Source organism: Massilia sp. BHUDP2 (genome assembly GCF_046236355.1).
Classification (GTDB): Bacteria; Pseudomonadota; Gammaproteobacteria; order Burkholderiales; family Burkholderiaceae_D; genus Telluria; species Telluria varians.
Map to the genome: position 1 here is coordinate 1,039,620 of NZ_JBJUVW010000001.1, position 25,968 is coordinate 1,065,587.

Below are 25,968 nucleotides of genomic sequence, written 5' to 3' on the forward strand. Positions count from 1 at the left end.
AGGCCACCACCAGGACGTTTTGGGAACAGCGTCGACGTGTTATCGTGCGCCGGTAACACTGCGCTCCGGCGCATCCTGCTGTCGCGTCAACTGAAGAAAGGCTTGGTTTGGGTAGTAGAAAGCGCTCGGCGTTTCCCCGGAAGGAAAAAATCATCGGCTGGCTCCTCGTCCTGCTTGCCTTGCCTCTCGGGTTCTTCACCTTCACGAGGTGCATGGACAAGCTGGCCTCGACGTCGTGGCCGGTCGCGCATGCCGAAGTCTCGACAATCGATCTGCGCAAGCGGGTCAAGTCCGGCGCATGGTGTATCGAGTTGCGCTACCACTACCGCGTCGGTGAGCATCGTTTCTCGTCCACCAGATTGTCGTTGACGACCAGGGTAGCCTGTTATCGGGACAAGCAGGTCGCCGATGCCCTGTTCAGACGATTCCAGCCGGGCGCCGGCATTGCGATCCGCTACGATCCCTCTGACCCGGAAACATCGATCGTGTATCTTGATGATGTGGATTTTTCAGACTTTATTTTCTTGATACTGACGGCCGCTTTTCTGGGCGCCGGGATCATCTTGATCAAGGGCACTGCACGGAGATGAAGCACCTGATCCTGGTACAGCTATTCACCGCCGCCATCCTGTTCGCGGTCTCCGTCGGCGCCTACGCCGCCGGCCCGACGCACGCCGCATTGCGCGACGAACTATTGAACATGGCCGCCAGCGACCAGGAAGTCCGCCAGCTCGCGCGCAAGGGCGACTTCAGCCGCTGGGCCGCCGTCGACGACGCCAACCGGGTCCGCCTGAAAGAGATTGTCGCGCAATCCGGCTGGCCGACGGTCGCGATGGTCGGCCAGGACGGCGCTACTGCCGCCTGGCTGATCGCCCAGCACGCGGACCGGGACCAGGCCTTCCAGCGCGAGGTGCTGGCCTTGATGGAGCCCCTGGTGCGGCAAGGGCAGGCATCCGGGACGAATTTCGCCTACCTGTACGACCGTACCCACTATCCGCAACGCTTCGGCACCCAGGGCAGTTGCGTCAGCAGGACCGAGTGGCAGCCTTTCGAGATCGAGGATATCGCCAGGGTCGACGAGCGCCGGAGTGCGCTCGGCCTGCCGCCACTTGCCGAGTATGCGAAACTGTTCAAGGAAGGCTGCGCCAATCCCCATATGAGCTTGCACAGCGCTTCGCACCCCAAGCGGACAGTCGCCATCCCCCAATGAACCAGGACGAACAGAGCACATGGATAAACGGACGGCATGGGTGGTGATGGGCGTCAGCGCCTGCGGCAAGAGCGACATCGGCACCCGGCTGGCGCAGGCGCTCGGTGCGCCCTTCATTGAGGGCGACCGCTTCCATCCGCCGGAGAACGTGGCCAAGATGTCGGCCGGGATCCCGCTCGACGACGAAGACCGGGGCTGCTGGCTGCAGGCATTGCGCGCCGAGATCGAGCGGGCATGGCAGACCGATCCGGTAGTCGTGCTGTCGTGCTCCGCGCTCAAGCGCGCCTACCGCGACGTGCTGCGCGGCGATGGCGGCGACGTGCGCTTCGTGCACCTGCATGGCGATCGCGATCTCATTGCACAGCGCATGGCGGCGCGCAGCGGGCACTTCATGCCGGTATCGCTGCTCGACAGCCAGCTGCGCACCCTCGAACCGCTCCAGCCGGACGAACACGGCGTCACGCTCGACGTGCGCGAGCTGCCGCAGCGCCTGGTGGAGCAGGTCATGGCCACACGCGGCGCTTCCTGAAACGTCTCGTTACACAGTCCTTGCTACGCCGTGGTTTTGTGATGGTTTTTGCCAGGCCACATCTGCTACGCTCGCGGAAATATTTCACTTTTGAAAGAGATTCCATGGCAATCAAGCAGCAGTGGACCATCCTCCTGGCACTGGCCGCATCCGGCGCATCCGCTGTCGAGGCGCCGATCCAGAGCGTCACCCTGTATCCGGGCAGCGCCACGGTGGAGCGCCTGGTCCAGGTAACGCCGGGCATGACCCAGGTCGAGATCACCGGCCTGCTGGCCAATTTCAATACCGACACCGTGCGCCTGCAGGCCGATCCGGGCATCCAGGTCGGGCAGGTGCTCACGCGCGACCAGCGCGCCGTCGACAGCCCGAGCCCGCGCCAGGCGGAACTCGAAGCAAAGATCCAGGCGCTGCAGGACCAGGTCGCGCTGGTCGATGCCGAGATCAAATCGTCCCAGCTGGTGCAGGGCTACCTCGAGCGCCTCGGCGGCGGCGACAACGGGACGGGACGTGCCGCGGGCGACCCCAAGGCATTGCTGGGGACCCTGGACGCGATCCGCAAGGGCGGCAGTGAAGCCCTGGCGCGCATGCACGAGGCCGAGGTGAAGAAGCGTGGGCTGACCAGGCAGCTGGAGGCCCTCAAGGGCGATCTCGCCAAGGTCCAGGCCAGCACGCGCGACAGCCGCAGCATGACGGTGGCGGTCGCGGTGCGCCAGCCCGGCAAGATCCTGCTGTCCTACCAGGTCAACCGCGCCGGCTGGAAGCCGACCTATCGCGCCACGCTGGACTCGAACACGTCCACGGTGGAGCTGGAGCGCATGGCGGCGATTTCGCAAAAGACCGGCGAGGACTGGAGCAAGGTCAGGCTGCGCCTGTCGACCGGCCAGCCGAACCTGACCGCCTATGCGCCCGATCCCTTCCCGTGGCTGCTGACCCACCGGCCGCCGCAGGAAGTGCAGGCAGCGCTCAACGTTCGAAACGAATATGCCCGTCGCATCGCGCCGGCCGCACCGCCCCCGGCGCCGTCCCCGGTGATGGTCACGGGTTCGCGCGTCGCCGCGGACGACTACATCGCGCCGGTCATCGAGACGCAGGGCAGCTTCACGACCGAATTCGAGGTGCCGGCCCGGGTCGACCTGGCATCGGATGGCCGCGAAATCTCGGTCGGCCTGGCCAAGCAGAACCTGGCCGTCAAGCAGCTGGTGCGCATCGCCCCGCGCGACGACAAGGATACGGCGGTGCTGACCATCGATGCGGCGCGGCCCGACGGCGTCTGGCTGCCGGGCCAGGTGCAGCTGCGCCGCGACGGTTCCTACGTGGGCGCACTGCACTGGGATCCCCAGGCCAGCGAGCGCTTCAACATGGCCTTCGGGCGTGATCCGCTGGTGCGCGTGAGCACCGAGCGCCGCAACGAGAAATCGGGCGAAGCAGGTTTCTTTAACCGCGAGAACCAGAAGCGCATCGCCGACACCTATGTGGTGACCAACCTGCACCGCCAGTCGATCGATATCCTGGTGCTCGAGCCAACCCCGGTCAGCCAGTCGGACAAGATCAGCGCCAGGATCTCCCTGAATCCGGAACCGAGCGTGAAGGACTGGCAGCAGCGGCGCGGCGTGGTCGGCTGGGAGCGCACGCTCAAGCCGAACGAGACCGCCCGCTTCAACGTCGACTACGTGATCGATTATCCGAAGGAGGGGACGGTGCAGGGCCTGCCGTAAGGCGGCGTGTACGATCCCCCCAGCCGTGGGGCTGCCATCGACCGCGAACGCCGGCTATCTTGTCGCCTATTGACAAGAAACAGCCGGCGCCCGCGCTACTCGCTGCATCATGGGCCGGCCATTATCGGGAACCGAGCACATGATCTCACCTCTTTACAAGGCCTGCGCCGCCGCCGTGCTGCTGGCCCTGGCCATGCCTGCCGTGCAGGCGGCACAGAACAATCCGCACCAGCCGGCGGCGAACGCCACGGCACAAGGCAAGTATATCGAGCGCGGGCGCTACCTGGTCAAGGTCGGGGGCTGCAACGACTGCCATACCGCCGGCTATGGCATGAGCGCCGGCAAGGTGCCCGAGAAGGACTGGCTGCAGGGCGACCAGCTGGGCTGGCGCGGCCCCTGGGGCACGACCTACCCGACCAACCTGCGCCTGTCGATGAATGCGATGGGCGAAAACGACTGGATCAGGATGGCGCAGACCATGCAGGCGCGCCCGCCGATGCCCTGGTTCACGCTGCACCAGATGGACAAGGAAGACCTGCGCGCGATCTACCGCTTCGTGCGCCACCTCGGCCCGGCCGGCAAGCCGGCGCCCGCCGCGCTCGCCCCGGGCGTAGCCCCGAAGGGGCCGGCGATCCTGTTCCCGGCGCCGCCAGGCAAATAAGCGGTCACACGGCGGCGTGCCGGATACAAGCTCCGGCACCCGCCCTGCCTTGTTAGGGTGACTGCGGCGCTGCGGCTTCCTCCTCGGCCGGCGCCGGTTCGGCAAACTCCGCATACACCCAGTCGCCGCCGGCACGTACCACGCCCTCGGGCGGCATGCGCTCGCGCTGCGGCGTCTTCGCCAGCGCCACGCGCATATAGTCGACCCACACCGGCAAGGCCAGCGTGGAGCCGAATTCGTGGCTGCCCAGCGAGCGCGGCTCGTCGTAGCCCATCCAGGCCACCGCCACCACATTGGCGCCATAGCCGGCGAACCAGCCGTCGATGGCGTTGCTGGTGGTGCCGGTCTTGCCCGCCAGGTCGCTGCGGTTCAAGAGGCGCGAGGCCTGGGCGCCGGTACCGAAGCGCGCCACGTCGCGCAGCATGCTGTCCGCGATGAAGGCATTGCGGGCATCCAGCACGCGCGCGCTCTCCTGCAGCGGGCGCGGCTTGCCGCTTTCGAACAGCAGCTTGCCGTCGCGGTCGTGGATCGTCATGCCCAGGCTGGGTTCGACCCGGTAGCCGCCGTTGGCCAGCACCGCGTAGGCGCCGGCCATCTGCAGCGGCGTCACCGCGCCGGTGCCGAGCGCCAGGGTCAGGTTGCTGGGATGGCGCGCCATGTCGAAGCCGAAGCGGCCCAGGTGTTCGCGCGCATAGTCGACGTCGAGCGCGCGCAGCATGCGCACCGTCGGCACGTTGCGCGAGTGCGTGAGCGCATGGCGGATCGTCACCGGACCCTCGAACAGGCCGTCGTCGTTGCGCGGCGACCAGTTGGCATAGGCCTTCTCGTTCGAAAAATCGAGCGGTTCGTCGAGGATGGTGGTGCCCGGGAAGAAGCCGCGCTCCAGTGCCGCCGAATACACGAAGGGCTTGATGCTCGATCCCGGCTGGCGCCAGGCCTGCGTTACGTGATTGAGTTTCTGCAGCTGGTAGTCGACCCCGCCCACCATGGCGCGCACCAGGCCGGTCTGGGCATCGAGCGCGACGAAGGCCGAGGCCACCTGCGGCAGCTGGGTGATGGCCCAGCCATCCTTGCCACCGGGGGCGATGCGTACCACGGCGCCCGGCGCCAGCTTGAGGCCGGCCTTGGCGGAAGGCAGGAGGGCAGGGGCGGCGAAGGCGAGCCCGCCGGCCTTGATCTCGATGGTGTCGCCGTCGCGGGTAACGACGCGCACCCGCTTGGGCGACGCCGCCAGCACCACGGCGGGCGTGAAGCCGCTGACCGCGGGGCGCTTCTGCAGGGCCTCGTTGACCGCCTCTTCGCGCTCTTGCTCCGCTTTCGGCAGCGTGATGCGCGCTTCCGGTCCGCGGTAGCCATGGCGGCGGTCGTAGGCGATGGCGTTGCGGCGCACCGCCTCGTAGGCGGCGGTCTGCTCGGCCGCGTTGATGCTGGTGGTGACCGTGTAGCCGTGCTCGTAGGCCGCCTGCCCGAAGCGCGCATGGGCGGCCTGGCGCGCCAGCTCGGCGACGTATTCGGCGCCCGCACCCGGGCCGCCGCCGTCGCGCCGCACGCGCAGCGGTTCGGCCAGCGCCTGGCGGTACTGCGCCTCGGTGATCTTCCCCAGCGCCAGCATGCGCTTGAGGACCACCTGCTGGCGCTGCTGCGCGCGCTCCGGATTGGCCACCGGATTGTGGCGCGACGGGTTCTGCGGCAGGCCGGCCAGCATCGCGGCCTCGGCCAGGCTCAGGCTCGACAAGGGCTTGCCGAAATAGGTGCGCGCCGCGCTGGCGAAGCCGTAGGAACGCTGGCCCAGGTAGATCTGGTTCATGTAGACCTCGAGGATCTGGTCCTTGGACAGGGCCTGCTCGATCTTGTAGGCCAGGGCGACCTCGGTCAGCTTGCGCGGCAGGGTCTTGTCGCGCGACAGGAAGAAGTTGCGCGCCACCTGCATGGTGATGGTGGAGCCGCCCTGGCGGAAACTGCCGAGCGACGCCAGGTTAGCCTTGGCGGCGCCCAGCGCGCGGATCCAGTCGATGCCGCTGTGCTCATAGAAGCGAGAGTCCTCGATCGCCAGCACGGCGGCCTTCATCAGGGGAGGGATCTTTGCGATCGGCACGAAGTCGCGCCGTTCTAGGCCGAACTCGCCGATCAGGACCTTGTCGGCCGAGTACACCCGCAGCGGGATCTTCGGCCGGTAGTCGGTCACGGCGCTGATGTCGGGCAGCGGCACTTCGTCCAGGACGCTGGCGCGCGCGGGCAGGGCGGCCGGCAGCAGCAGGGCGGCAAATACGGCGGCACGCGTCGTCGGGCGGAGCGGGAATGGCTGGTACATGGGGTTGGTCTGGGTTGGGTTGAAGGCGGCGCCGATCATAGCGCCCTTGCCTGGCGGGCGCATCCGCAACCGGGAAGGTAGCGCCGCCTGCCTTGAGTGGGCTCAGCTGGCGCTACCCTTGCCTGGCGCCGCGATCCGCGCCAGCATGCAGTCCAGCGCCTGTCCATACTGTTCGCGCATGGCGTCCAGCTGTTGCCGGTCGCCGCGCGCCGCGCACAGGGCCAGGCCGCTGCCGTGCGCGTGGTCGACCAGGATGTCGCGCCACAGCAGGTAGTCCGGCGTGAGCGCCGACAGCAGCAGGGTGAGGCGCTCGGTGATCGCGCGAGTATTTCCGGCGAAGGCGGCCGGCTCGGCGAAGATGGCCAGGGTCAGCTGCGGATGCCGTGCGACGGCGTCGTGGTAGCGGGTGAGCAGGGCGCGGATCTCCGCAAGTCCGCCGGCCGGGGAGGGGGCGTGGTCAGGCACCGCGGCATAGACGTGGTCCGACAGGGCCTGCAGCAGCTTGCCGCGGTCGCCGACGTGGTGATAGAGGCTCATCGGGGTGACGCCAAGCCGCGCCGCCAGCGCGCGCATGCCGAAGCCGGCGCCGTCCTCATCGAGCAGGGCGAGCGCGGCGGAAAGGATCTCGTCGCGCGTCACGCCTTCGCCACGGGCAGGGCGTCCACGTGGCCGCGTCATGGCAGGCTTATTTGACAAAGCGGTAGGTAGACTGGACCAGCCCCGAAGGGAAGCTGCGGCTGGCGACGAGGGCCAGGTCCAGGTCGCGCGGCAAGGCCCCGAACAGCGGCCGGCCGGCGCCGATCAGGACCGGCACGGTGCTGAGCACCATGTCCTCGACCAGCCCGGCGCGGATGAAGGACTGCACCAACTGCCCGCCATCGACATACACCCGATGTACACCCTGGGATGCGAGTTCCGCCATGGCCTGTGTCGGCGCGGCGTCCGAGAAGCGAACTTTTCCGCGCAGCGCCTCCGGTACCAGCGCGCCCGCCAACTGCTTCGACAGCACCAGCACCGGCCGGTCATAGGGCCAGGAATCGAAGCCCAGCACCTTCTCGTAACTGCCGCGTCCCATCACGATGACGTCCTTGTCGGCGATGAAGTCGCCGTAGCCATGGTCTTCGTCCGGGGCGTCGCGCTGCAGCAGCCAGCCGATGTCGCCGTCCGGACGCGCGATGTAGCCGTCGAGGCTGGTGGCAATGAAGACGTGTGCAGAGATCAAGGCAGACTCCTTATTTATACGGTGTATATATTAACCGAAAATCCGAAATGCCTTGTGTGCTCAGTCCAGCCCCAGCCACTTGCGGTAGGAGCCGTAGTGGTGCACCACGAAGCCTCCGAACGAGGGCATGCTGCCGACGGCAGCGCGGGTCTCGTCCAGTTCGCGCTCGAGGTCCGGCTCGCGCAGGTGGTGAAAGGACACTTTCTTGATTGCGTTGGGCATGGTCTCGACGCCGATCAGCACGCGGCGCCCTATGGTCTCGCCGTACTGCAGCTCGTCCATCGCATGGCTGACGATGCCGTCGCCGCCTTCGGCGCGGTCGCGGTAGTCCATCAGCGCCACGTAGTCGTAGGTGTCCTGCACGTGCTGGCTCACCGGCTTGCGCCTGCCTTTCCACTCCAGCTGGATGCCGTCCAGCCAGAATGGAATCGCCGGCCCGACCGGCAGCGACTGGCCGGAGGCACGTACGGTGCGCATCAGCGCGTCCGACATGTCGAGGAAACCGGCCAGCAATTCCATCTTGCGCGCCGACCATTCCGGCAGGATGTGCGGTTCGATGTCGACATTGACGCCGTCGAAGCGCTCTTCCGGCGCCGCCGTGCGGTTGTAGTCGAGGACGCGCTGCAGCATTGCCACCGCGTCCACATGGTGCCTGGGCAGCACGTAGCGTTCGGTGTGCAGGTAGGCGGAGCCGAGCAGGGCGTAGACCCGCAGGCCCGAGGCATGCAGGCGCCGGACCAGGCGTCGGTACTGGCACGGGTTCGACACGATCGGGTTGCCGCCACCGAAGGCGTCGGCATACAGGAACACGGTCTGCACCGACTTCGACTTCAGGAAGGCGATCGCGCGTTCCGCCGCGGCCGGCTGCTGCAGCATGGCGCTGCTGTCTTCTTCCCAGGTCCAGATCGCGCGCGGAGCGGCTGCATCGGAGGCATGGGCGGCACCGCCGGCGCAGGCCAGCATCAGCGCCAGGCAGGCGAGGGTATGCTTCACAGTTTCAGTTCCACGTGGTATTGACCGACGCCGATCGCGCGGCCGGTGTCGGGATGGGAGGGGATCACGGAAATATAGTAGGTGCCGGACGGGAGGCGCGGCAGGTTCGCGCGCAGCGTGATCGAGGCCGACTCGCCTGCGCCCAGCCGGCGCGCCTCGCCGGTGGTTTCGCCGATCTCGACACCATGCGCGTCGGCGATGACGAGCAGCGGCGCAAAGGCGCGCGACTCGGTGGCGGCGCTGTTGCTGAAGGTGGCTTCGATCGCCAGGCGCTTGGCGTCGGGACGCGGGCGCAGGCCGCGCACGGCGACGTCACCGGCCTGCTGTACCAGCGGCGTGCCGTGCAGGCTGCGCTCGCCGCCCCAGCCGGCGAGCGCTCCGCCTTCGGGCGCCAGCACCGTGCTGGTACCAGCCTGGCGATTCGCCTTCAGGAAGGCGTGGAACTGGGCCTGCGCCAGCGACAGCGCCGCCGGATTATCGGCGCGCTCGGTTTCCATTCCATCGCCGAGCATGTACAGCTTGCCTTGCGCGAGATAGGCCGTGCCGGAAACGAAGTCGCTCATCTCGGTCCTGGTCTGCTTGAGCGGGATCGCGTGCAGGTTGCGGAAGCTCTTCTCGGTGTCGAGGCCGGTGCCCAGCCAGGTCACCTGCCGCGGCGTCTTCAAGCCGTAATCCTTCGACAGCCAGGCCAGCAGCGAGGGAGCGATGTCGAACTGCGAGGACACCGCCTTGATCGAAGCCGGCGCCTTCAGCAGCGGCGAATACACGATCAGCGGCACGTGGTAGCGCTCGATGCGGGTGTCCATCGGCAGCTCGGGCAGGCGGTGGTCGCCGGTGATGACGAACACGGTGTTGGCGTAGCCGGGCAGGGTCGAGGCCTTCTCGAAGAACAGGCGCAGCGCGTCATCGGTGTACAGGATGCTGGCGAACACCTCGCGCTGGGCGCGGTATTCCGGCCGCTCGCGCAGCCCCAGGCGCGCCACGTGCGCATCGACCCGCTGCAGGTAGGCGTCCTTGCCGGGGAAGGTGAAGGGCGTGTGCATGCTGGTGGTCTGGATGATGGTGGCGTAGGGCGTCGCCCTGGCTGCCGCTTCGCGGCGCAGCGCCATGTCCATCAGGTCGCGGTCGGCATAGCCCCAATCGTTGGCGCGCTCTGCATCCGGGCCGTAGTCCTTCTCGCTGACGATGCTGTCCACACCCTGGCGGCGCAGGAACAAACCTTCGTTGTCGAACTCCATATTCGAGCCCGAGTAGAAGCGCAGGTCGTAGCCCTGTCCCTTCAGGATGGACAGGAGCGAATCGTGCCGCGGCATGCGCTCGCCCAGCGCGGCCAGGCCGTGTTCGCCGAAGGGCAGCGAACCGAAGATCGTGGTCAGCACGCCGAAAGTGCGGCCCTGGCCGGCCAGGAAGTTTTCGAAGTAGAGGCTGCGTCCTGCCAGCTCGTCGAGGAAGGGCGTGAAGCTGCCCAGGCGTGCCCCGGGACCGGAAAAGCTGCGGCCCAGGCCTTCGACGATCACGAACACCAGGTTCGGCGGCGCGTCGGCGCGGCGCAGCAGCGGTCCGAGGGTATCGGGTGTGCGCTCGGCACGCAGGAAGGGGTAGTGCGGGTCCTTGCCGTCCCACGGCGCCTGGCCCTGCAACGTCCCGTGGTCGCTGGCCTGCGCCGCCTGGCCGCGCAGGCCGGCCAGGTTGCTGTCGGCGAAAAAGGCGGCCTTGTTGATGACGAAGCCCAGGTCGGCGTCGGTGTGCACCACGGCTGGCACCATGCGCGCCGGCAATAAGGCGAAGGCCGCGAGGCTGGCCGCCAGCGCGATACCCGCCATGCGCCCGCTGGCGCGCGGCCACAGTTCATGCCGTGACAGCAGGAGCACGCCCCACAATACACCCAGGCCGAGCACCAGGGCGGCCAGCAGCAGCGGGCTGGCCTGCCAGCCGCTGGCCATGACGGTCGCGACTTCGTCGCCGCTGTAGGCGAACAGGTCGGCGCCAAGCGGCACGCCCGCCACCCAGTGGTACTGCAGCAGCGCTGCATCGGCGCACAGCAGCGCACTCCACAGTGTACCCAGGCAGGCGATGCGCAGGCGCTGCGAGGCGATGAAGGCCAGCGGCAGGGAGCCGAGCAGGAACACGAAGCCGTAGCGCAGCAGCGACAAGGTGTCGTTGCCGATGCCGACGCCAAACAGGGTCGAGTGCGGCACGCCGGCGGCTGCGGCATGGATGGCCTCGGCGATGCGCAGGCACAGCCAGGCCAGCATCAGCGCGGGCAGCGACGACAGGGTGAACGCGGCGGCGTCGAGGGCTGCTTCCAGTACGGCTTGCAGCCGCTGGCGGACAGGCAGGCCTTCCATGGCTTACCAGCGGCGATAGAGGCCGAGGCTCAGGCCGCGCTCGCGCGCCTCGCCGCTTCCGCTCTGGGCAAAGCTGGCGCCAACCCGCGTACCCCAGTCGCGCGACAGGTAGTGGACCCAGGTCAGGCTGCCGCCGCCCGAGCGCGCGCGGCCGCCGGTGAGCGACAGCGGGTCGTCGCTGCGGCCCCGATTGGCCGTCGCTTCGAGGTAGCTGTCGGCGTCGCCCGCGTAGTACCAGCGCGCCAGCAGGCGGTCGCCCGAGCTGTGCGAGCCTTGCGACACGATGTTCTGGTGACGCAGCTGCACGTAGAAGTTGCCGCTGTACTTGGCCAGGCTGACGCCATAGATGTTCACGCGCGAATCGAAGCCGAGCAGGTCGTCGCTCACCGAGGCTTCCCAACCGTTGCCGAGCGACTGATACAGCTCGATGCGGCCGGAATGGGCCGGGAAAAGGCGTTCGCTCGGCGCCCGCTGGTAGCGCAGGTTGGCATAGGCGCCTTGCCACAGGCTGGCATAGGCGTCGATGGCCCAGGCGCGCCCGGTCTGGTCGAAGCGGTGGGCGCGCAGCGCCTCGAAGCCGATCGAGCCGCGCTTCATGTAGTGGCGCACGCTCAGGGTCTGGTCGTTCCAGCGCGGGCCGTCGCCCACGTCCTGCCAGCTGCCGGACAGGCCGGCGGCCCAGGTGTAACCCGCGGCGATCGCGGCTTCAGGATTGCCGGTGAACGGCTGGGGCGACGGGTGCGGATGCGGCTGCAAGGCGCGCAGCGCCTGGGCATGCGCCGCCAGGGTGGCGGCATCGCCGGGACGCAGCGCGGCGGCGCGACCATAGGCCTCGGCGGCCTGCGCCGGCCGGTCCTGCCATTGGTACAGCCTGCCGAGCGCGAACCAGACGTCGGCATATTCCGGCGAGGCCTTGGCAGCGGCCTTCAGGTCGGCCTCGGCCTCGCTCCAGCGCTCCAGGCGGCTGAGCAGGATACCGCGCCCGAGCAGTACGTCCACGTTGCCTGGCGAGCGCGCTAGCAGGGCGTTATAAGCGGCCAGCGCCAGTTCGGGCTGGCCCGAGTTGGCGAGCCTGCGCGCCTCCTCGTACTGTTGTTCGAACGGGGCGGCGGCAGGCTGGACCTGGGCGACTTCGGCGGGAGGCTGCTGGTAATCGACGGGCATGGGGCGGTGAGGGAAACGGAAACGGACGGGGCCGCGGCAGACAAAACTTTGCCCGAGCATGGATAGTGCGTCAAGGAAACAACAGGGGGGCTGCGCCCGAGTGTCGCGCAAAATCGTCAAATCATGGCCAATTTGACACGTGGATTTGCGAATTGGAAAGGACCTAAACGAAACGCCCGGCGCTTGGCCGGGCGTTTTCATCATTTTTTACGCAGACTCAGAAGGTTTCCCATTCCTCGGCTTCGGTACGCGCGGCGGCACGTGCATTTGCCGGCGCCGGTTTCGCAACCCGCGCCGCCGGCTTGGCCGGAAGCGCCAGGCTGCGCGACGCGGCAGTGGCGACTGCGGTCGTGGCGACCGGAGCCTGGGCGTCCAGCTTGAACACGCCGACCACCTGGGCCAGGCGGGCGGCCTGGTCCTGCATCGAGGCCGCTGCTGCTGCCGACTCTTCGACCAGCGCTGCGTTCTGCTGGGTCACCTGGTCCATCTGGCCGATGGCCTGGTTGACCTGCTCGATGCCGCCGGTCTGTTCCTGGCTGGCCGATGCGATCTCGGCCATGATGTCGGTGACGCGGCGGATCGAGGTGACCACTTGCTCCATGGTGTCGCCAGTCTGGTCCACCAGCCTGGTGCCGGCTTCGACCTTCTCGACCGAGTCGCCGATCAGGGTCTTGATCTCCTTCGCCGCGGCGGCGGAGCGCTGGGCCAGGGTACGCACTTCCGACGCCACCACCGCGAAGCCGCGGCCCTGCTCGCCGGCGCGCGCCGCTTCCACGGCCGCGTTCAGGGCCAGGATGTTGGTCTGGAAGGCGATGCCGTCGATCACGCCGATGATGTCGACGATCTTCTTCGAGGAGTCGTTGATCGAACCCATGGTGGTGATGACCTGGTCCACCACGTTGCCGGCATCGAGGGCCACGCTGGACGCGGTGATCGCCAGCTGGTTGGCCTGGCGCGCATTGTCGGCGTTCTGGCGCACCGTGGTGGTCAGTTCTTCCATCGACGCCGCGGTTTCCTCCAGCGCGCCGGCCTGCTGTTCGGTACGTGCCGACAGGTCGAAGTTGCCGGCCGAGATTTCCGCCGAGCCGGTGGCGATGGTGTCGGTGCCGCTGCGCACTTCGCTGACGATCTTCACCAGGCTGTCGTTCATGTTGCGCAGGGCGCGCAGCAGGGCGCCGGTCTCGTCCTTCGTGTCGGCTTCGATGCGACCGGTCAGGTCACCCGCGGCCACGGTCTCGGCAGCCTGCACTGCGGCATGGATCGGACGGGTGATGCCGGTAGTGAGCAGCCACGACAGGGCGGCGCCGAGCAGCACCGCGCCGGCGGCCAGCACGCTGATGACGGTGCTGTTGTGGCGCGCGCTCTCGTCGATCGCCTTGGCGGTCTGGTCGATGCTGTTGCGCTGCATGAGCACCAGCTCGTGCAGCAGGTCCTGGTACTTCTGCGCCGCCGGCGTGAAGCCCTGCTCGAGGATGCGCGCGGCTTCCTCGGCATTGCCGTCGGCCTTGGCCTTGACCGCGCCATCGCGCGAGGCGCTGTAGGTCTTGCGCTGTTCCAGGATCTTGGCGAACAGCGCCTTTTCCTTTTCACCCGCGATCAGCGGCTCGATCTGCTTGAGCAGTTCGGCTGCCTTTTTGACCGAGGCGGCGGCGTCTTCCTTGAAGTAGGGGCCGAGTTCCGGGTCGGCGCTCTTGACGATCGCGGCGGTGCGGCGGATCGAGGCGAAGTTCAGGCTGTACCAGTCGGTGATCAGGCGCTCCTTGGTCAGGGGCGCCGCCATCATGTCGCGGGTCGACGCCGCCACGTCGTTCATGCGCGAGATGCCGGCCACGGCGATCAAGAGCGTCATCGCCAGGATCACGGCAAAGCCGAGACCCAGGCGTCGTCCAATGCGAATATTCGAGATGAAACCCATTACATCGTCCTTTGGTATTCGAGGGTGGCGTGAACGCCGGCGGCTGCAGGCGACGTTGAAGGCGTGGCACGTGCGGCGCGTAGGAATAGTCCGACATCACTTGAGGGGACGGATTTTACGTGTAAATCAATTCTCTGTAGAAATAAAAAATGAATATGAGAAATTTTTACGACACTTTTGTTACGTAGAACTACCTATGTTAATTGTTAAATATTGCCGCATGGAAATGCGTCTGTTATGGTTCCGGCCCCGATGATTGCCAGTACAGTCCATCGGAGTCGCCTCCGTTCCCCCCGTTTTTCGAGAAGATTCATGAAACAATCCGCCCGTCTCATCCGACAACTCGTGCTGGCCGGTGCCTTCGCCGCCAGTTCCGCCCACGCCGCCGGCCTGCCGCCGGAAATGCGCGCCCAGCTCGACAAGATGTTCCCGTCGGTCGAAGCCCTGTACCAGGACCTGCACCGCACGCCGGAGCTGGCCTTCCAGGAGCACCAGACCGCGAAGAAGCTCGCCGAGCGTGCCAAGGCGCTGGGCTTCGACGTGACCACCGGCGTCGGCGGCACCGGCGTGGTCGCGATCCTGAAGAACGGCCCCGGCCCGACCGTGATGCTGCGTACCGAAATGGACGGCCTGCCGGTCCAGGAAAAGACCGGCCTGCCGTTCGCCAGCGCCCACACCCAGAAGAACGCGGCCGGCGAAACCGTGTCGACCATGCATGCCTGCGGCCACGACGTCCACATGTCGGCCTGGTACGCCACCGCCAAGCTGATGGCGGACAACCGCAAGGCCTGGAGCGGCACCCTGATGCTGGTCGGCCAGCCGGCCGAAGAGCCGCTGACCGGCGCCCTCGCCATGCTCAAGGACGGCCTGTTCACGCGCTTCCCGAAGCCTGACTACGCGCTGTCGATGCACGACGAAGGCACGCTGCCGGCCGGCCACGTGGGCTACCGCGCCGGCCCGTTCCGCGCTTCGGCCGACACCGTCACCATCACCATCCATGGCCAGGGCGGCCACGGCGCCACCCCGCACGAGACCCGCGACCCGGTCGTGATGTCGGCGCGTATCGTGATGGCGCTGCAGACCCTGGTCTCGCGCGAGAACAACCCGGCTGACCCGGTCGTAATCACCGTCGGCAGCATCAACGGCGGCACCCAGGCCAACGTGGTGCCGGACCAGGTCAAGCTGATGCTCACCATGCGTACCTTCCGTCCGGAAGTGCGCCAGCGCGTGCTGGCCAGCATCGCCCGCGAAGTGAAGGGCGAAGCCATCGCGGCCGGCGCACCGAAGGAGCCGACCATCGACGTCAAGCCGGGCCCCTTCCCGGTGTTCAACGATCCGGAACTGACCGCGCGCGCCGTCGCCGCGATCAAGGGCGCCATCGGCGAGCAGAACGTGAGCGAGATGCCGGCCAAGATGACCTCGGAAGACTTCGCCCACTACGGCCAGGCCGGCGTCAAGGCCATCCTGCTGCACGTCGGCGCCGTGGAGCCGGGCAAGCTGGCCGCCGCGCGCCAGGCCGGCAAGTACCCGCCGGGCACCCACTCGCCGCAGTGGGCGCCGGACTTCAAGCCGACCGTGACTTCCTTCATCGCGGCCGAAACCGCGGTGCTGCTCGACCTGATGAAGCCGGGCGCGCAGAAGTAATCCGTCAGCGATAAAACAAAAGGCCGGACCCTGTCATGCACAGGGTCCGGCCTTTTTTTTACCAAATGGTCAGGAAATCAGAAGGTTTCCCATTCCTCCGCCTCGGCGGCTGCACGTGTCGCGGGCTTCGGTGCCTGGATCCGCGGCTCCTTGCGCAATGCCGGTTTGGCAGCGACCGCGAGCGAACGCGATGGCGCCGGTGCGGCCGCCTGCGCATCGAGCCTGAACACGTTCACCATGCCGGCCAGGCGCGCGGCCTGGTCCTGCAGGGCGCCCGCCGCGGCAGCCGATTCCTCCACCAGCGCGGCGTTCTGCTGGGTCGATTCGTCCATCAGGCCGATCGCCTGGTTGACCTGCTCGATGCCGTGGATCTGTTCCTGGCTGGCCGACGCGATCTCGGCCATGATGTCGGTGACGCGGCGGATCGAGGTGACTACTTGCTCCATGGTGTCGCCGGTCTGGTCCACCAGTCGGGTGCCGGCTTCGACCTTCTCGACCGAGGCGCCGATCAAGGTCTTGATCTCCTTGGCGGCCGCCGCCGAGCGCTGTGCCAGGGTGCGCACCTCCGACGCCACCACCGCGAAGCCGCGGCCCTGCTCACCGGCGCGTGCCGCTTCCACAGCCGCGTTCAGGGCCAGGATGTTGGTCTGGAAGGCGATACCGTCGATCACGCCGATGATGTCGACGATCTTCTTCGAGGAGTCGTTGATCGAACCCATGGTGGCGATGACCTGGTCCACCACGCTGCCGGCATCGAGGGCGACCTTCGACGCGGTGATCGCTAGCTGGTTGGCCTGGCGCGCGTTGTCGGCGTTCTGGCGCACCGTCCCCGTGAGCTCTTCCATCGAGGCAGCGGTCTCTTCCAGCGAGGCTGCCTGCTGTTCGGTGCGGCTCGACAAATCGAGGCTGCCGGCGCTGATCTCGCCGGATGCGGTGGCGATGGTGTCGGTGCCGCTGCGCACCTCGCTGACGATTTTCACCAAGCTGTCGTTCATGTGGCCGAGGGCGCGCAGGAGGGCGCCGGTCTCGTCCTTCGTGTCGGCGTCGATGCGGCTGCTCAGGTCACCCGCAGCCACGGTCTCGGCGGCCTGCACGGCGGCGCGGATCGGGCGCGTGATGCCGCGCGTGAGCATCCACGAGAACAGCGCGCCGAGCAACACGGCGCCCGCCGTCAGGCCGGCGATGATCATCTGGCCGCGGGTGGCGGTCGCATCGATGCCGGCAGCGGTGGCGGTGATGTGGGCGCGCTGCATCGCGACCAGTTCATGGATCGATTCCTGGTAGGCCTTGGCGGCCGGAGTGAAGGACTGATCCAGGATCTGGTCGGCCAGTTCCTGGTTGCCCTCGGCCTTGGCCTTGATGGCGTTGTCGCGCGCGGCGCCGTACAGCTTGCGCTGTTCGGTGATGCGCTTGAACAGTGCGCTTTCCTGCTCGCCCGCGATCAGCGGTTCGATCTGCTTGACCAGGTCGGCGGAGGTCTTGGCGGTGGCAGCGGCGTCTTCCTTGAAATAGCCGGTCAACGAGGGATCGCTGCTCTTGACGATGGCAGCGGTGCGGCGCACGGCAGCGAAGATCTGGGTATGCCACTCGGTGATCAGCCGTTCCTTGGTGAGCGGCGCTGCCAGGGTGTCGCGGGCGGCGCTGGAAACCTGTTCGAGGCGCCACATGCCGGAGCCGGCAATCAGGACCGCCATGACGAGGGTGAGGGTAAAGCCGACGGCCAGGCGGATGCCGATGCCGAGATTGTTAAAAGTGCGCATAACTGACTCTGCCAAACATACCAATGGGAAACAACAATTATTGCCCATTTGTAACAGTAATGCATGCTTTATCTTTACGCCGCCCGGCTTGTATAGATGATTTACAACACCCGGGCTCAGTCTGTCTGGCTGCCTGGCGCTTTACGCAGGCGCTGGCTGCGGGCGTCTCCGCCTGGATGACTGGACGCATAGGACATTGCCTGGCGCATGAACTTGGGCAACTTGCTGGCCCGCTCGTCGAGATGGAGGAACAGGTCTGCCAGTGGCGCTGTCGGGACGCCGTTTGCCTGCAGCGCACGGGCGGCATGATCGTCGGCGGCCAGTTCCATCTCACGTGAGTATTCCATGTTGGTCAGTACCGCCGGCAGGCCGGCGGCGACGGCGCTGAAGTCGCCGAACAGCGTGGCCGACAGCGCCGCGGTGAGCGAAGAGCGCGTGATGGTGCGCACGCTGTGGCGCATCTCGATGTGGCCGACCTCGTGGGCGAGCACGCCGGCGAGCGCCGCTGCGGCACGTGCGTCGAAGTCGTTGTCCCTGCCCATCACCATGCGCACCATCTCGTCCGTCAGGACGATGGTCCCGTCGGGGAAGGCCAATGCGTTCGCACCCAACTGGGGCGCCGCATACACCCGCAGGCGCAGCGGAATGCGTGGCGCGGCCGGCTGGACCCGTTGCAGGATGCCTGCCAGCGCCGCGATCCGGTCCTCGCTCAGGCGCGAGGGTCGCAACAGCCCCTGGCGCTCGAGCAGGGCCAGGGCATTGCGGCCGAGGGCCTGGTCGGCCGCAGGCGGGACTTCGCGTGACAGGCGCTCGGCCGCCGCCGGAATGCCCCAGTGCCAGGCGGACGCAATCAAGCCCACCAGCAGGGCCAAGCCCGCCAGTGCGGCGGCGGTATGCTCCTGCCAGCGCACCACCCAGGACTTGCGGTAGCCGAGCGTTTCGGCCAGCATCGCGCGCATGGCCGGGTCATGGACTTCGGCCCGCGCGCCGTCCGCGAAATACAGCACGGCCGGGGTGTGCCGGAAAGGCTCGGCCAGGCGCGTTTCCGGCGCCGGGTAGCTGCGCATGGTTTCGCCGGACAGGTGGATCGCCCCGTTGCCGGTACTCAGGTCGACCACGTGCAGGCGTGCGCTGCGGCCATCGAAGTAGTGTGCTGCGCTCATGATGTCTTTCTTACCAACTGAGGTCGATGCCGAAGCCGTCGGCGACGCTGTCGCCGGCCGCGCCGTCGCGGGTCGTGACACGGGAAGCGGCGGCGTCGATGTCGCCGTCCACTTCGATGTGCAGGTGCGCCAGCCGGAAGCGGTACACGTCGACGACGGCGAAAGGGCGGTACAGTCCCAGGCTCAGGACGGTGAACAGGGCGTTCCTGGCCTGCAGCTTCATGAAGTCGCGCGCCGGCAGGGTGGAGCGGAAGCGGATGCCGGGAAAGCGGGTGTTCGACCAGGCCAGGTTCGACACCCGTACCACCATGTAGGGGCCGATCAGGAGGTAGGCCAGGTAGGCCGACGCGACCCCGGTGAACACCGCGATGAACAGGGTTGCGCTGCGCCCGTTGCCCGCTGCGGCGCCGGCGAAGCCGCCGGCCAGGCCGGCGCAGAAGGCCGCAAGCAAGCCAAGGCTGCCGCCCACAAGGTAGAAGCGGTAGAAGCGGCGCCCCTTGACCTCGTAGCTAGCGTGCTGGTCGCCGAACAGCAGGTGGGCATGCTGGAAGCGGCGGATCCGTGCGTGCATCAGTGGCCACAGCAGGTAGAGCAGCAGCGGCAGGGTTGCCAGCCCGGGCTTTCCTGGATACAGCGCGAGCAGGGCGCCCGGCATCAGGAAGGTGAACACGGGCGGCAGCCAGGCCAGGTAGGCCTGACCCACCGATCCATCGAAACCCAGGCGCAGGCCGCGGTAGCTGGTGTTCCCGAGGCGAAAGCGCAGGGCGCCGCGCATCAGGTAAGGGAAGGCGAGCAGCAGGCCGACGATCACCATCACCCCGAAGGTGGTCGAGAAGCCGAAGGCGTAGTGGTAAGCCACCAGCAGGACGACCGACAGCAGGCGCCCGGCCAGCACCGCGCGCGGATTGCCATGGAAATCGAAGCTGGCCCCGGCCAGGACCGTGTTTCGGTCGAAATACTGCAACCGGCGCACCTTGGCCCAGGCCGAGTAGATGCCGAAGGTGGCCAGCGTGAGCAGCAGGTTGACGACCCAGATGCGGAAGTATTCGCGGCCGTCGCCCGTGAAGCCCAGCGCCAGGGTGCGCGGCTGCTGCGGCGCGGCGACCGTCTCGGTGTCGGACAAGACGGCTGCGTCGGCGGGCGGGTCGGTCAATGTATGCATGGATCGGCCAAAAAATCCCAGTATAGGCAGCACCCCTGCTAGTCGGTCAATTGATGGGGCATATTCTTGATCCTTGGCGTTTTGCAGATGTCATGTTTTTCTCCGGTAATGGCATCCAAACGCGCCTTTTGCTGCGGCATTGGCATGGTGACCAGAAGTATTTGCGCGGTTTAAGGTATAATTTCTATTTCCCGCGCGTGCCATTCGGCACCTTCAGTACAAATGACCAAATTCGTATTCGTCACTGGCGGCGTCGTGTCTTCCCTGGGCAAGGGGATCGCAGCCGCTTCCCTCGCCGCGATCCTCGAATCGCGCGGCCTCAAAGTCACCCTGCTCAAGCTCGACCCGTACATCAACGTGGACCCGGGCACCATGAGCCCCACCCAGCACGGCGAAGTGTTCGTCACCGACGACGGCGCCGAGACCGACCTGGACCTGGGCCACTACGAGCGCTTCATCAGCACCCGCATGAAGAAGGTGAACAACTTCACCACGGGCCAGATCTACGAGTCGGTGATTCGTAAGGAGCGCCGCGGCGAGTACCTCGGCAAGACCGTGCAGGTGATCCCGCACATCACCAATGAAATCCAGGACTACATCCGCCGCGGCGCCGAAGGCGTGGACGTGGCGCTGGTCGAGATCGGCGGCACCGTCGGCGACATCGAGTCGCTGCCCTTCCTGGAAGCCGCGCGCCAGCTGTCGCTGCGCTCGGGCCGCAAGGGCGCCGCCTTCGTGCACCTGACCCTGGTGCCCTGGATTGCCTCGGCCGGCGAACTGAAGACCAAGCCGACCCAGCACTCGGTGCAGAAGCTGCGCGAGATCGGCATCTCGCCGAACGCGCTGCTGTGCCGCGCCGACCGCCGCATCCCCGACGACGAGCGCGCCAAGATCTCGCTGTTCGCCAACGTGGAAGAGCAGGCCGTGATCTCGGTGTGGGACGTGGACACCATCTACAAGGTGCCGCAGGTGCTGCACGACCAGGGCCTGGACGACATCATCCTGGAAGCGCTCGGCCTGGAAGCGCCGAAAGCCGACCTGTCGATGTGGACCAAGCTGATCCACACCCTGGAAAACCCGAAGCACGAGATCACCATCGGCATGGTGGGCAAGTACGTCGACCTGATCGAATCGTACAAGTCGCTGACCGAGGCGCTGCGTCACGCCGGCATCCATACCGAGAGCCGCGTCAACATCGAATACCTCGACTCGGAAGAGATCGAAAGCAAGGGTTGCGATCACCTGGCCAAGTACGACGCCATCCTGGTCCCGGGCGGCTTCGGCAAGCGCGGCGTGGAAGGCAAGATCCTGGCCGCCCGCTACGCGCGCGAAAACAAGATTCCTTACCTCGGCATCTGCCTGGGCATGCAGGTCGCGCTGATCGAATACGCGCGCAACATGGCCGGCCTGACGAACGCCAACTCGACCGAGTTCGATCCGGAAACCGACCAGCCGGTGGTCGCCCTGATCACCGAATGGCAGAACCATGACGGCAAGGTCGAGAAGCGCGACGTCAATTCCGACCTGGGTGGCACCATGCGCCTGGGCGCGCAGACCTGCGCCGTGAACCCGGGTACCCTCGCTGCCGAGATCTACGGCAACGTCGTGACCGAGCGCCACCGCCACCGCTACGAAGGCAACAACTACTACCTGCCGAAGATCGAAGCGGCCGGCCTGGTGGTATCGGCGCGCACCCCGAACGAAGACCTGCTGGAAATCATGGAACTGCCGCGCGAGGTGCACCCGTTCTACATCGGCGTGCAGTTCCACCCGGAGTTCAAGTCGACCCCGCGTAACGGCCACCCGCTGTTTACCTCGTTCATCCAGGCCGCCCTGAAGCACCAGGCGGGCAACACCAACGTGGCGGCGAACAGCTCGCCGGCACTGCAAGGAGACGCAGCATGAAACTCGCCGGATTCGACGTCGGCCTCGACAAGCCGATCTTCCTGATCGCCGGTACCTGCGTGATCGAATCGCGCCAGATGGCGCTCGACACCGCCGGTACGCTGAAGGAAATCACCAGCGCGCTGGGCATCCCCTTCATCTACAAGTCGTCCTTCGACAAGGCCAACCGCTCGTCCGGCAAGTCCTTCCGCGGCCCCGGCATGGAGAAGGGCCTGGACATCCTGGCCGACGTGCGCAAGGAAATCGGCGTGCCGGTCCTGACCGACGTGCACGACGAAGAGATGATCCCGCAGGTGGCCAGCGTGGTCGACGTGCTGCAGACGCCGGCCTTCCTGTGCCGCCAGACCGACTTCATCAACGCCTGCGCGCGTTCGGGCAAGCCGGTCAACATCAAGAAGGGCCAGTTCCTGGCGCCGGGCGACATGAAGAACGTGATCGACAAGGCACGCGCCGCCGCGCGCGAAGCGGGCCTCCCGGAAGATAACTTCATGGCCTGCGAACGCGGCGTCTCGTTCGGCTACAACAACCTGGTCTCGGACATGCGTTCCCTGGCCATCATGCGCGAATCGAACTGCCCGGTGGTGTTCGACGCGACCCACTCGGTGCAGCTGCCGGGCGGCCAGGGCACCTCGTCCGGCGGCCAGCGCGAGCACGTGCCGGTGCTGTCGCGTGCGGCCGTGGCGGCCGGCATCGCGGGCCTGTTCATGGAGACCCACCCGGACCCGGCCAACGCCATGTCGGACGGCCCGAACGCGGTCCCGCTCGGCCGCATGAAGGAACTGCTGACGACCCTGGTCGAGCTCGACCGCATCGTCAAGAAGACCGGCTTCCTGGAAGCGGACTTCAAGTAAGCACAGCATCAGCAAAATGCGCGCGTGCGCCCGGCGATCGGGCGGACGCGCGCATTTGTTACAATGTCAAGCGATTTGGCTGCCAAGGGGTTGCCCAGCAGGCGGCTGCTACAGATTTTTACCTTTCCGGAGACTGAAAAACATGAGTGCTATCGTTGATATCATCGGCCGCGAAATCATTGATTCGCGCGGTAATCCGACCGTGGAATGCGACGTCCTGCTGGAATCGGGCGTGATGGGCCGCGCCGCCGTGCCTTCGGGCGCCTCGACCGGTTCGCGCGAAGCGATCGAGCTGCGCGACGGCGACCCCAAGCGTTACTTCGGCAAGGGCGTGCTGCAGGCCTGCGAGAATATCAACACCGAGATTTCCGAAGCGATCATGGGCCTGGACGCGAATGAGCAAGCCTTCCTGGACCGCACCCTGATCGATCTCGACGGCACTGAAAACAAGAGCCGCCTGGGCGCCAACGCCATGCTGGCCGTGTCGATGGCCGTGGCCAAGGCAGCCGCCGAGGAAGCCGGCCTGCCGCTGTACCGCTACTTCGGCGGTTCCGGCGCAATGCAGCTGCCGGTCCCGATGATGAACGTCATCAACGGCGGCGCCCACGCCGACAACAACCTGGACATCCAGGAATTCATGATCATCCCGGTCGGCGCACCGTCGTTCAAGGAAGCGATCCGCTGGGGCGCCGAAGTGTTCCACACCCTCAAGAAGATCCTGCATTCCCAGGGCCTGAACACCGCCGTCGGCGACGAAGGCGGCTTCGCCCCGTCGGTTGCCAACCATGAAGAAGCGATCAAGCTGATCATGCAGGCGATCGAGCAGGCCGGCTACGTGGCCGGCCAGGACTTCGCGCTGGGCCTGGACTGCGCTGCGAGCGAATTCTACAAGGACGGCAAGTACGTGCTCGAAGGCGAGGGCGGCCTGGCACTCTCTAGCGCGGACTTCACCAACATGCTCGCCACCTGGTGCGACAAGTACCCGATCATCTCGATAGAGGACGCCATGGCCGAAGGCGACTGGGAAGGCTGGGCGACGCTGACCGCCGCCCTGGGCAAGCGGGTGCAGCTGGTGGGCGACGACCTGTTCGTCACCAACACCAAGATCCTGAAAGAGGGCATCCAGAAAGGCATCGCCAACTCGATCCTCATCAAGATCAACCAGATCGGCACCCTGACCGAGACCTTCGCCGCCATCGAGATGGCCAAGCGCGCCGGCTACACCGCCGTGATCTCGCACCGTTCGGGCGAGACCGAAGACTCGACCATCGCGGACATCGCGGTTGGCCTGAACGCCCTGCAGATCAAGACCGGCTCGATGTCGCGCTCGGACCGCATGGCCAAGTACAACCAGCTGCTGCGCATCGAGGAAGACCTGGGCGACGTCGCTTCCTACCCGGGCCGCGACGCGTTCTATAATCTGAAGTAAACCCGAAGCAAGGGCCCCTGGCCGGACTGCCCCCGCGGGCAGTCCGGCCTCGTCTTTCGTCTCACTGCATTCATGCGACTCATCACCATCGCCCTCGCCGTCCTGCTGCTATTGATCCAGTACCCGCTATGGCTGGGGAAGGGTGGCTGGCTGAACGTCGCCGACATGCGCGAGCAGGTCGACAAGACCCGCAACAAGACCGAGCTGCTGGAAGCGCGCAATGCCAAGCTGGAATCGGAAGTGCGCGACCTGCGCGACGGCACCGGTGCGGTGGAGGAGCGTGCCCGCTATGAACTGGGCATGATCAAGCAGAATGAAATCTTCGTGCAGGTGCTGCGCAAGGACGAACAGCCAGCGGTCTCGATGACCGTGCCGCCGCCCCCGCCGCCGCCGAAGGAAAAAAAGGGCGGCCGCTGATCTCCGCCTTTCCCGTATCAGCGGCAGCGCCCGGCGGCGCGTTCAGGCTTCGCTGCTGCCCCGTGCCGGCATGTAGCCGGGTTGCAGCAGCCCCGTGATCGGCGCATCCCCTTCGAACAGCACGATTTCGCCCATGTTCTGCCGGCTCAGGGCGATGCGGTCGCCGTTCTCGACGTGGCTGCCGACCAGCGCAACCGGCCGGTCGCCGAACGTGGACGCATTGCCCGCGCCGGAAACGATGATGCTTTCGCTGCCGTCGGGATAGCGGACCCGGTCGCCGACGCAGGCGATGCGGAAACCGTCCATGTGCACCACGTTATCGGCCACGACGACCTCCCCGCCTTGTACGGTACGCGACCCGATCGTCGCGATGGGATAACGGGCCGTGATTTTTCGGCGAGCCGGAACAGGATTGCATTCTTGATCGACCGACGCTGCTGCCGCTGCGGACATACGCTTCATTGACGCTCCTATGGATGTGACCGGCGAGTGATCCTTCCACGCTTGCCAGACGTGCTCGACGCGGTCTTACTCTCGATATGGCGAAGCGTATTGGAATGTATCAAGGCCGACCCATGGTTGACTTTCCGTAAACCAACATTCATGTAGGACTGGGACTACACTGAACTTACCGGAAGGTGGGCGTCACGATGCGTACAGGGTAAGACCCTGGCAGTGTATGATCAGTAGAATGACTTCAAGGAACCCAGCATGACCCAGGAAAACACCCCTCCGAATCCCGCAGAGCTCGATTCGCTCGACGCCATCGCCGACTGTCTCGCTGACGCCTTCGAGGACGGCGACGGCGCCGTCATCACCGTGGCCATGCAGGCCGTGGCGCAGGCGCCCGGCCTCGGCGCGCTGGCAGCTGCCGTGGGCATGCCGCGCGACGCCTTGCACACCGCCCTGGTGGCGGAGGAATTCAACCTCGACCTGACGCTCGAGATCATGAAGGTGGTCGACCTGCACATGTCTGGCCGCGGTTGAACACCTGGAGCGTCCAGCTCCAGGCTTGATACGTGCCGTGGTCGGTGACCGCGGCCATTTTCACATCAGTCCGACGAGGCGTCGCCCTGGCTCGCGCCGGCGCCTTGCTCCAGGAAGGAGCGCAGCATCCAGGCGTTCTTCTCGTGCACTTCCATGCGGGTGGTCAGCATGTCGGCGGTCGGGAAGTCGTCCAGGTCGTCGGCAACCTTGACGCCCTGGCGCATGGTGCGCACCAGGATTTCGTTGCCTTCGACCAGCTGGCGGATCATTTCCTTGGCCGACAGGACTTCCGGCTCTTCCTTGATGCTCGACAGTTCGACGTAGCGCTTGGAGGTGGCTGGGGCGAAATGGCCCAGGGCGCGGATGCGTTCGGCGATCTCGTCCAGCGCATTCCATTGCTCGGTGTACTGCTCCTCGAACATCACGTGCAGGGTCGAGAACATCGGCCCGGTGACGTTCCAGTGGAAGTTGTGGGTCTTCAGGTAAAGCATGAACGCGTCGCCCAGGACGGTCGAGAGCGAATCGACGATCTTGGCGCGGTCTTCGGTGCTGATTCCGGTATCCATGTGCATCGTTTTTCTCCTG

Annotated in this window: 23 protein-coding genes; 11 read left to right on the forward strand and 12 right to left on the reverse strand. The window is 66.5% G+C overall.

Annotation, left to right across the window (positions count from 1 at the left end):
- The first annotated feature begins 107 nt into the window (after positions 1 to 107).
- The 5 genes from ACK6C6_RS04575 to ACK6C6_RS04595 all read left to right on the forward strand — a co-directional run bounded on the left by ACK6C6_RS04575 (position 108) and on the right by ACK6C6_RS04595 (position 4,115).
- Entirely contained in the window at positions 108 to 590 is a 483-nt protein-coding gene (locus ACK6C6_RS04575; protein WP_036214221.1) for a DUF3592 domain-containing protein, read from the forward strand.
- Positions 587 to 1,210: a DUF6624 domain-containing protein gene (locus ACK6C6_RS04580; RefSeq protein WP_409266133.1), complete on the forward strand. Its 624-nt coding sequence runs from the start codon at positions 587 to 589 to the stop codon at positions 1,208 to 1,210. The genes ACK6C6_RS04575 and ACK6C6_RS04580 overlap by 4 nt, the downstream gene beginning before the upstream one ends.
- A gap of 19 nt (positions 1,211 to 1,229) precedes the next feature.
- Positions 1,230 to 1,739 (forward strand): gluconokinase, encoded by a 510-nt coding sequence (locus ACK6C6_RS04585; RefSeq protein WP_409266134.1) that lies wholly within the window; start codon positions 1,230 to 1,232, stop codon positions 1,737 to 1,739.
- A 104-nt stretch (positions 1,740 to 1,843) separates the two neighbouring features.
- On the forward strand, positions 1,844 to 3,454 hold the full coding sequence (locus ACK6C6_RS04590) for a DUF4139 domain-containing protein (protein WP_409266136.1): 1,611 nt from the start codon (positions 1,844 to 1,846) through the stop codon (positions 3,452 to 3,454).
- A gap of 139 nt (positions 3,455 to 3,593) precedes the next feature.
- Positions 3,594 to 4,115: a c-type cytochrome gene (locus tag ACK6C6_RS04595; protein WP_409266137.1), complete on the forward strand. Its 522-nt coding sequence runs from the start codon at positions 3,594 to 3,596 to the stop codon at positions 4,113 to 4,115.
- 52 nt (positions 4,116 to 4,167) lie between these two features.
- On the opposite strand, the gene ACK6C6_RS04600 is transcribed toward ACK6C6_RS04595, so the two are convergent.
- From ACK6C6_RS04600 to ACK6C6_RS04630, 7 genes are all read right to left on the reverse strand, one after another.
- Positions 4,168 to 6,426, reverse strand: coding sequence for a penicillin-binding protein 1A (locus tag ACK6C6_RS04600; protein WP_409266138.1), 2,259 nt, complete (start codon positions 6,424 to 6,426; stop codon positions 4,168 to 4,170).
- 102 nt (positions 6,427 to 6,528) lie between these two features.
- Positions 6,529 to 7,104 (reverse strand): TetR/AcrR family transcriptional regulator, encoded by a 576-nt coding sequence (locus tag ACK6C6_RS04605; RefSeq protein WP_409266139.1) that lies wholly within the window; start codon positions 7,102 to 7,104, stop codon positions 6,529 to 6,531.
- Between the two features lie 7 nt (positions 7,105 to 7,111).
- On the reverse strand, positions 7,112 to 7,648 hold the full coding sequence (locus tag ACK6C6_RS04610) for a dihydrofolate reductase family protein (RefSeq protein ID WP_409266140.1): 537 nt from the start codon (positions 7,646 to 7,648) through the stop codon (positions 7,112 to 7,114).
- A 60-nt stretch (positions 7,649 to 7,708) separates the two neighbouring features.
- A complete protein-coding gene (locus ACK6C6_RS04615) occupies positions 7,709 to 8,641 on the reverse strand; it encodes a hypothetical protein (RefSeq protein WP_409266142.1) in 933 nt (310 codons plus the stop codon).
- Positions 8,638 to 10,989 carry an LTA synthase family protein gene (locus ACK6C6_RS04620; RefSeq protein WP_409266144.1) on the reverse strand — a complete coding sequence of 784 codons (2,352 nt, stop codon included), beginning with the start codon at positions 10,987 to 10,989 and terminating at the stop codon, positions 8,638 to 8,640. Before ACK6C6_RS04620 ends, ACK6C6_RS04615 begins: the two co-directional genes overlap by 4 nt.
- Before the next feature lie 3 nt (positions 10,990 to 10,992).
- Positions 10,993 to 12,153 (reverse strand): YaiO family outer membrane beta-barrel protein, encoded by a 1,161-nt coding sequence (locus ACK6C6_RS04625; protein ID WP_409266145.1) that lies wholly within the window; start codon positions 12,151 to 12,153, stop codon positions 10,993 to 10,995.
- A gap of 217 nt (positions 12,154 to 12,370) precedes the next feature.
- The gene (locus ACK6C6_RS04630) at positions 12,371 to 14,068 is read right to left on the reverse strand and encodes a methyl-accepting chemotaxis protein (protein WP_409266146.1); all 1,698 of its coding nucleotides are present in this window, start codon (positions 14,066 to 14,068) and stop codon (positions 12,371 to 12,373) included.
- A gap of 312 nt (positions 14,069 to 14,380) precedes the next feature.
- Here ACK6C6_RS04630 and ACK6C6_RS04635 point away from each other — a divergent pair, with 312 nt between their 5' ends.
- Positions 14,381 to 15,712 (forward strand): amidohydrolase, encoded by a 1,332-nt coding sequence (locus tag ACK6C6_RS04635; RefSeq protein WP_409266147.1) that lies wholly within the window; start codon positions 14,381 to 14,383, stop codon positions 15,710 to 15,712.
- A gap of 77 nt (positions 15,713 to 15,789) precedes the next feature.
- Here ACK6C6_RS04635 and ACK6C6_RS04640 read toward each other — a convergent pair whose 3' ends face one another.
- The 3 genes from ACK6C6_RS04640 to ACK6C6_RS04650 all read right to left on the reverse strand — a co-directional run bounded on the left by ACK6C6_RS04640 (position 15,790) and on the right by ACK6C6_RS04650 (position 19,797).
- Entirely contained in the window at positions 15,790 to 17,472 is a 1,683-nt protein-coding gene (locus ACK6C6_RS04640) for a methyl-accepting chemotaxis protein (RefSeq protein WP_409266148.1), read from the reverse strand.
- Between the two features lie 116 nt (positions 17,473 to 17,588).
- Positions 17,589 to 18,635 carry a M48 family metallopeptidase gene (locus ACK6C6_RS04645; RefSeq protein ID WP_409266150.1) on the reverse strand — a complete coding sequence of 349 codons (1,047 nt, stop codon included), beginning with the start codon at positions 18,633 to 18,635 and terminating at the stop codon, positions 17,589 to 17,591.
- Between the two features lie 10 nt (positions 18,636 to 18,645).
- Positions 18,646 to 19,797, reverse strand: a complete 1,152-nt coding sequence (locus ACK6C6_RS04650) for a YjgN family protein (RefSeq protein WP_409266151.1) — start codon at positions 19,795 to 19,797, stop codon at positions 18,646 to 18,648.
- A 222-nt stretch (positions 19,798 to 20,019) separates the two neighbouring features.
- Here ACK6C6_RS04650 and ACK6C6_RS04655 point away from each other — a divergent pair, with 222 nt between their 5' ends.
- The 4 genes from ACK6C6_RS04655 (at position 20,020) to ftsB (ending at position 24,396) form a co-directional block, all read left to right on the forward strand.
- Entirely contained in the window at positions 20,020 to 21,699 is a 1,680-nt protein-coding gene (locus ACK6C6_RS04655) for a CTP synthase (RefSeq protein WP_409266153.1), read from the forward strand.
- Entirely contained in the window at positions 21,696 to 22,550 is an 855-nt protein-coding gene (gene kdsA, locus ACK6C6_RS04660; protein ID WP_292037655.1) for a 3-deoxy-8-phosphooctulonate synthase, read from the forward strand. The genes ACK6C6_RS04655 and kdsA overlap by 4 nt, the downstream gene beginning before the upstream one ends.
- 142 nt (positions 22,551 to 22,692) lie before the next feature.
- Positions 22,693 to 23,979, forward strand: coding sequence for a phosphopyruvate hydratase (eno, locus tag ACK6C6_RS04665; RefSeq protein ID WP_285378403.1), 1,287 nt, complete (start codon positions 22,693 to 22,695; stop codon positions 23,977 to 23,979).
- Positions 23,980 to 24,051: 72 nt separating this feature from the next.
- Entirely contained in the window at positions 24,052 to 24,396 is a 345-nt protein-coding gene (gene ftsB / locus ACK6C6_RS04670; protein ID WP_027864309.1) for a cell division protein FtsB, read from the forward strand.
- 42 nt (positions 24,397 to 24,438) lie between these two features.
- Here the strand turns inward: ftsB and ACK6C6_RS04675 are convergent, their stop codons facing one another.
- Positions 24,439 to 24,858, reverse strand: coding sequence for a PAAR domain-containing protein (locus ACK6C6_RS04675; RefSeq protein WP_229445978.1), 420 nt, complete (start codon positions 24,856 to 24,858; stop codon positions 24,439 to 24,441).
- A 249-nt stretch (positions 24,859 to 25,107) separates the two neighbouring features.
- Between ACK6C6_RS04675 and ACK6C6_RS04680 the strand changes: the two genes are divergently transcribed.
- Positions 25,108 to 25,383, forward strand: a complete 276-nt coding sequence (locus ACK6C6_RS04680; RefSeq protein WP_409266156.1) for a hypothetical protein — start codon at positions 25,108 to 25,110, stop codon at positions 25,381 to 25,383.
- 65 nt (positions 25,384 to 25,448) lie between these two features.
- Here ACK6C6_RS04680 and ACK6C6_RS04685 read toward each other — a convergent pair whose 3' ends face one another.
- The gene (locus ACK6C6_RS04685) at positions 25,449 to 25,955 is read right to left on the reverse strand and encodes a Dps family protein (RefSeq protein ID WP_036214244.1); all 507 of its coding nucleotides are present in this window, start codon (positions 25,953 to 25,955) and stop codon (positions 25,449 to 25,451) included.
- Positions 25,956 to 25,968 lie beyond the last annotated feature (13 nt).

What these genes read in the sequence shown, in the direction of transcription:
- ACK6C6_RS04580 (WP_409266133.1), top strand. Translation starts at nt 587, where the DNA reads ATGAAGCACCTGATCCTGGTACAGCTATTCACCGCCGCCATCCTGTTC.
- ACK6C6_RS04585 (WP_409266134.1), top strand. Translation starts at nt 1,230, where the DNA reads ATGGATAAACGGACGGCATGGGTGGTGATGGGCGTCAGCGCCTGCGGC.
- ACK6C6_RS04590 (WP_409266136.1), top strand. Translation starts at nt 1,844, where the DNA reads ATGGCAATCAAGCAGCAGTGGACCATCCTCCTGGCACTGGCCGCATCC.
- ACK6C6_RS04595 (WP_409266137.1), top strand. Translation starts at nt 3,594, where the DNA reads ATGATCTCACCTCTTTACAAGGCCTGCGCCGCCGCCGTGCTGCTGGCC.
- ACK6C6_RS04600 (WP_409266138.1), bottom strand. Translation starts at nt 6,426, where the DNA reads ATGTACCAGCCATTCCCGCTCCGCCCGACGACGCGTGCCGCCGTATTT.
- ACK6C6_RS04605 (WP_409266139.1), bottom strand. Translation starts at nt 7,104, where the DNA reads ATGACGCGGCCACGTGGACGCCCTGCCCGTGGCGAAGGCGTGACGCGC.
- ACK6C6_RS04620 (WP_409266144.1), bottom strand. Translation starts at nt 10,989, where the DNA reads ATGGAAGGCCTGCCTGTCCGCCAGCGGCTGCAAGCCGTACTGGAAGCA.
- ACK6C6_RS04625 (WP_409266145.1), bottom strand. Translation starts at nt 12,153, where the DNA reads ATGCCCGTCGATTACCAGCAGCCTCCCGCCGAAGTCGCCCAGGTCCAG.
- ACK6C6_RS04630 (WP_409266146.1), bottom strand. Translation starts at nt 14,068, where the DNA reads ATGGGTTTCATCTCGAATATTCGCATTGGACGACGCCTGGGTCTCGGC.
- ACK6C6_RS04635 (WP_409266147.1), top strand. Translation starts at nt 14,381, where the DNA reads ATGAAACAATCCGCCCGTCTCATCCGACAACTCGTGCTGGCCGGTGCC.
- ACK6C6_RS04640 (WP_409266148.1), bottom strand. Translation starts at nt 17,472, where the DNA reads ATGCGCACTTTTAACAATCTCGGCATCGGCATCCGCCTGGCCGTCGGC.
- ACK6C6_RS04645 (WP_409266150.1), bottom strand. Translation starts at nt 18,635, where the DNA reads ATGAGCGCAGCACACTACTTCGATGGCCGCAGCGCACGCCTGCACGTG.
- ACK6C6_RS04650 (WP_409266151.1), bottom strand. Translation starts at nt 19,797, where the DNA reads ATGCATACATTGACCGACCCGCCCGCCGACGCAGCCGTCTTGTCCGAC.
- ACK6C6_RS04655 (WP_409266153.1), top strand. Translation starts at nt 20,020, where the DNA reads ATGACCAAATTCGTATTCGTCACTGGCGGCGTCGTGTCTTCCCTGGGC.
- kdsA (WP_292037655.1), top strand. Translation starts at nt 21,696, where the DNA reads ATGAAACTCGCCGGATTCGACGTCGGCCTCGACAAGCCGATCTTCCTG.
- eno (WP_285378403.1), top strand. Translation starts at nt 22,693, where the DNA reads ATGAGTGCTATCGTTGATATCATCGGCCGCGAAATCATTGATTCGCGC.
- ftsB (WP_027864309.1), top strand. Translation starts at nt 24,052, where the DNA reads ATGCGACTCATCACCATCGCCCTCGCCGTCCTGCTGCTATTGATCCAG.
- ACK6C6_RS04675 (WP_229445978.1), bottom strand. Translation starts at nt 24,858, where the DNA reads ATGAAGCGTATGTCCGCAGCGGCAGCAGCGTCGGTCGATCAAGAATGC.
- ACK6C6_RS04680 (WP_409266156.1), top strand. Translation starts at nt 25,108, where the DNA reads ATGACCCAGGAAAACACCCCTCCGAATCCCGCAGAGCTCGATTCGCTC.
- ACK6C6_RS04685 (WP_036214244.1), bottom strand. Translation starts at nt 25,955, where the DNA reads ATGCACATGGATACCGGAATCAGCACCGAAGACCGCGCCAAGATCGTC.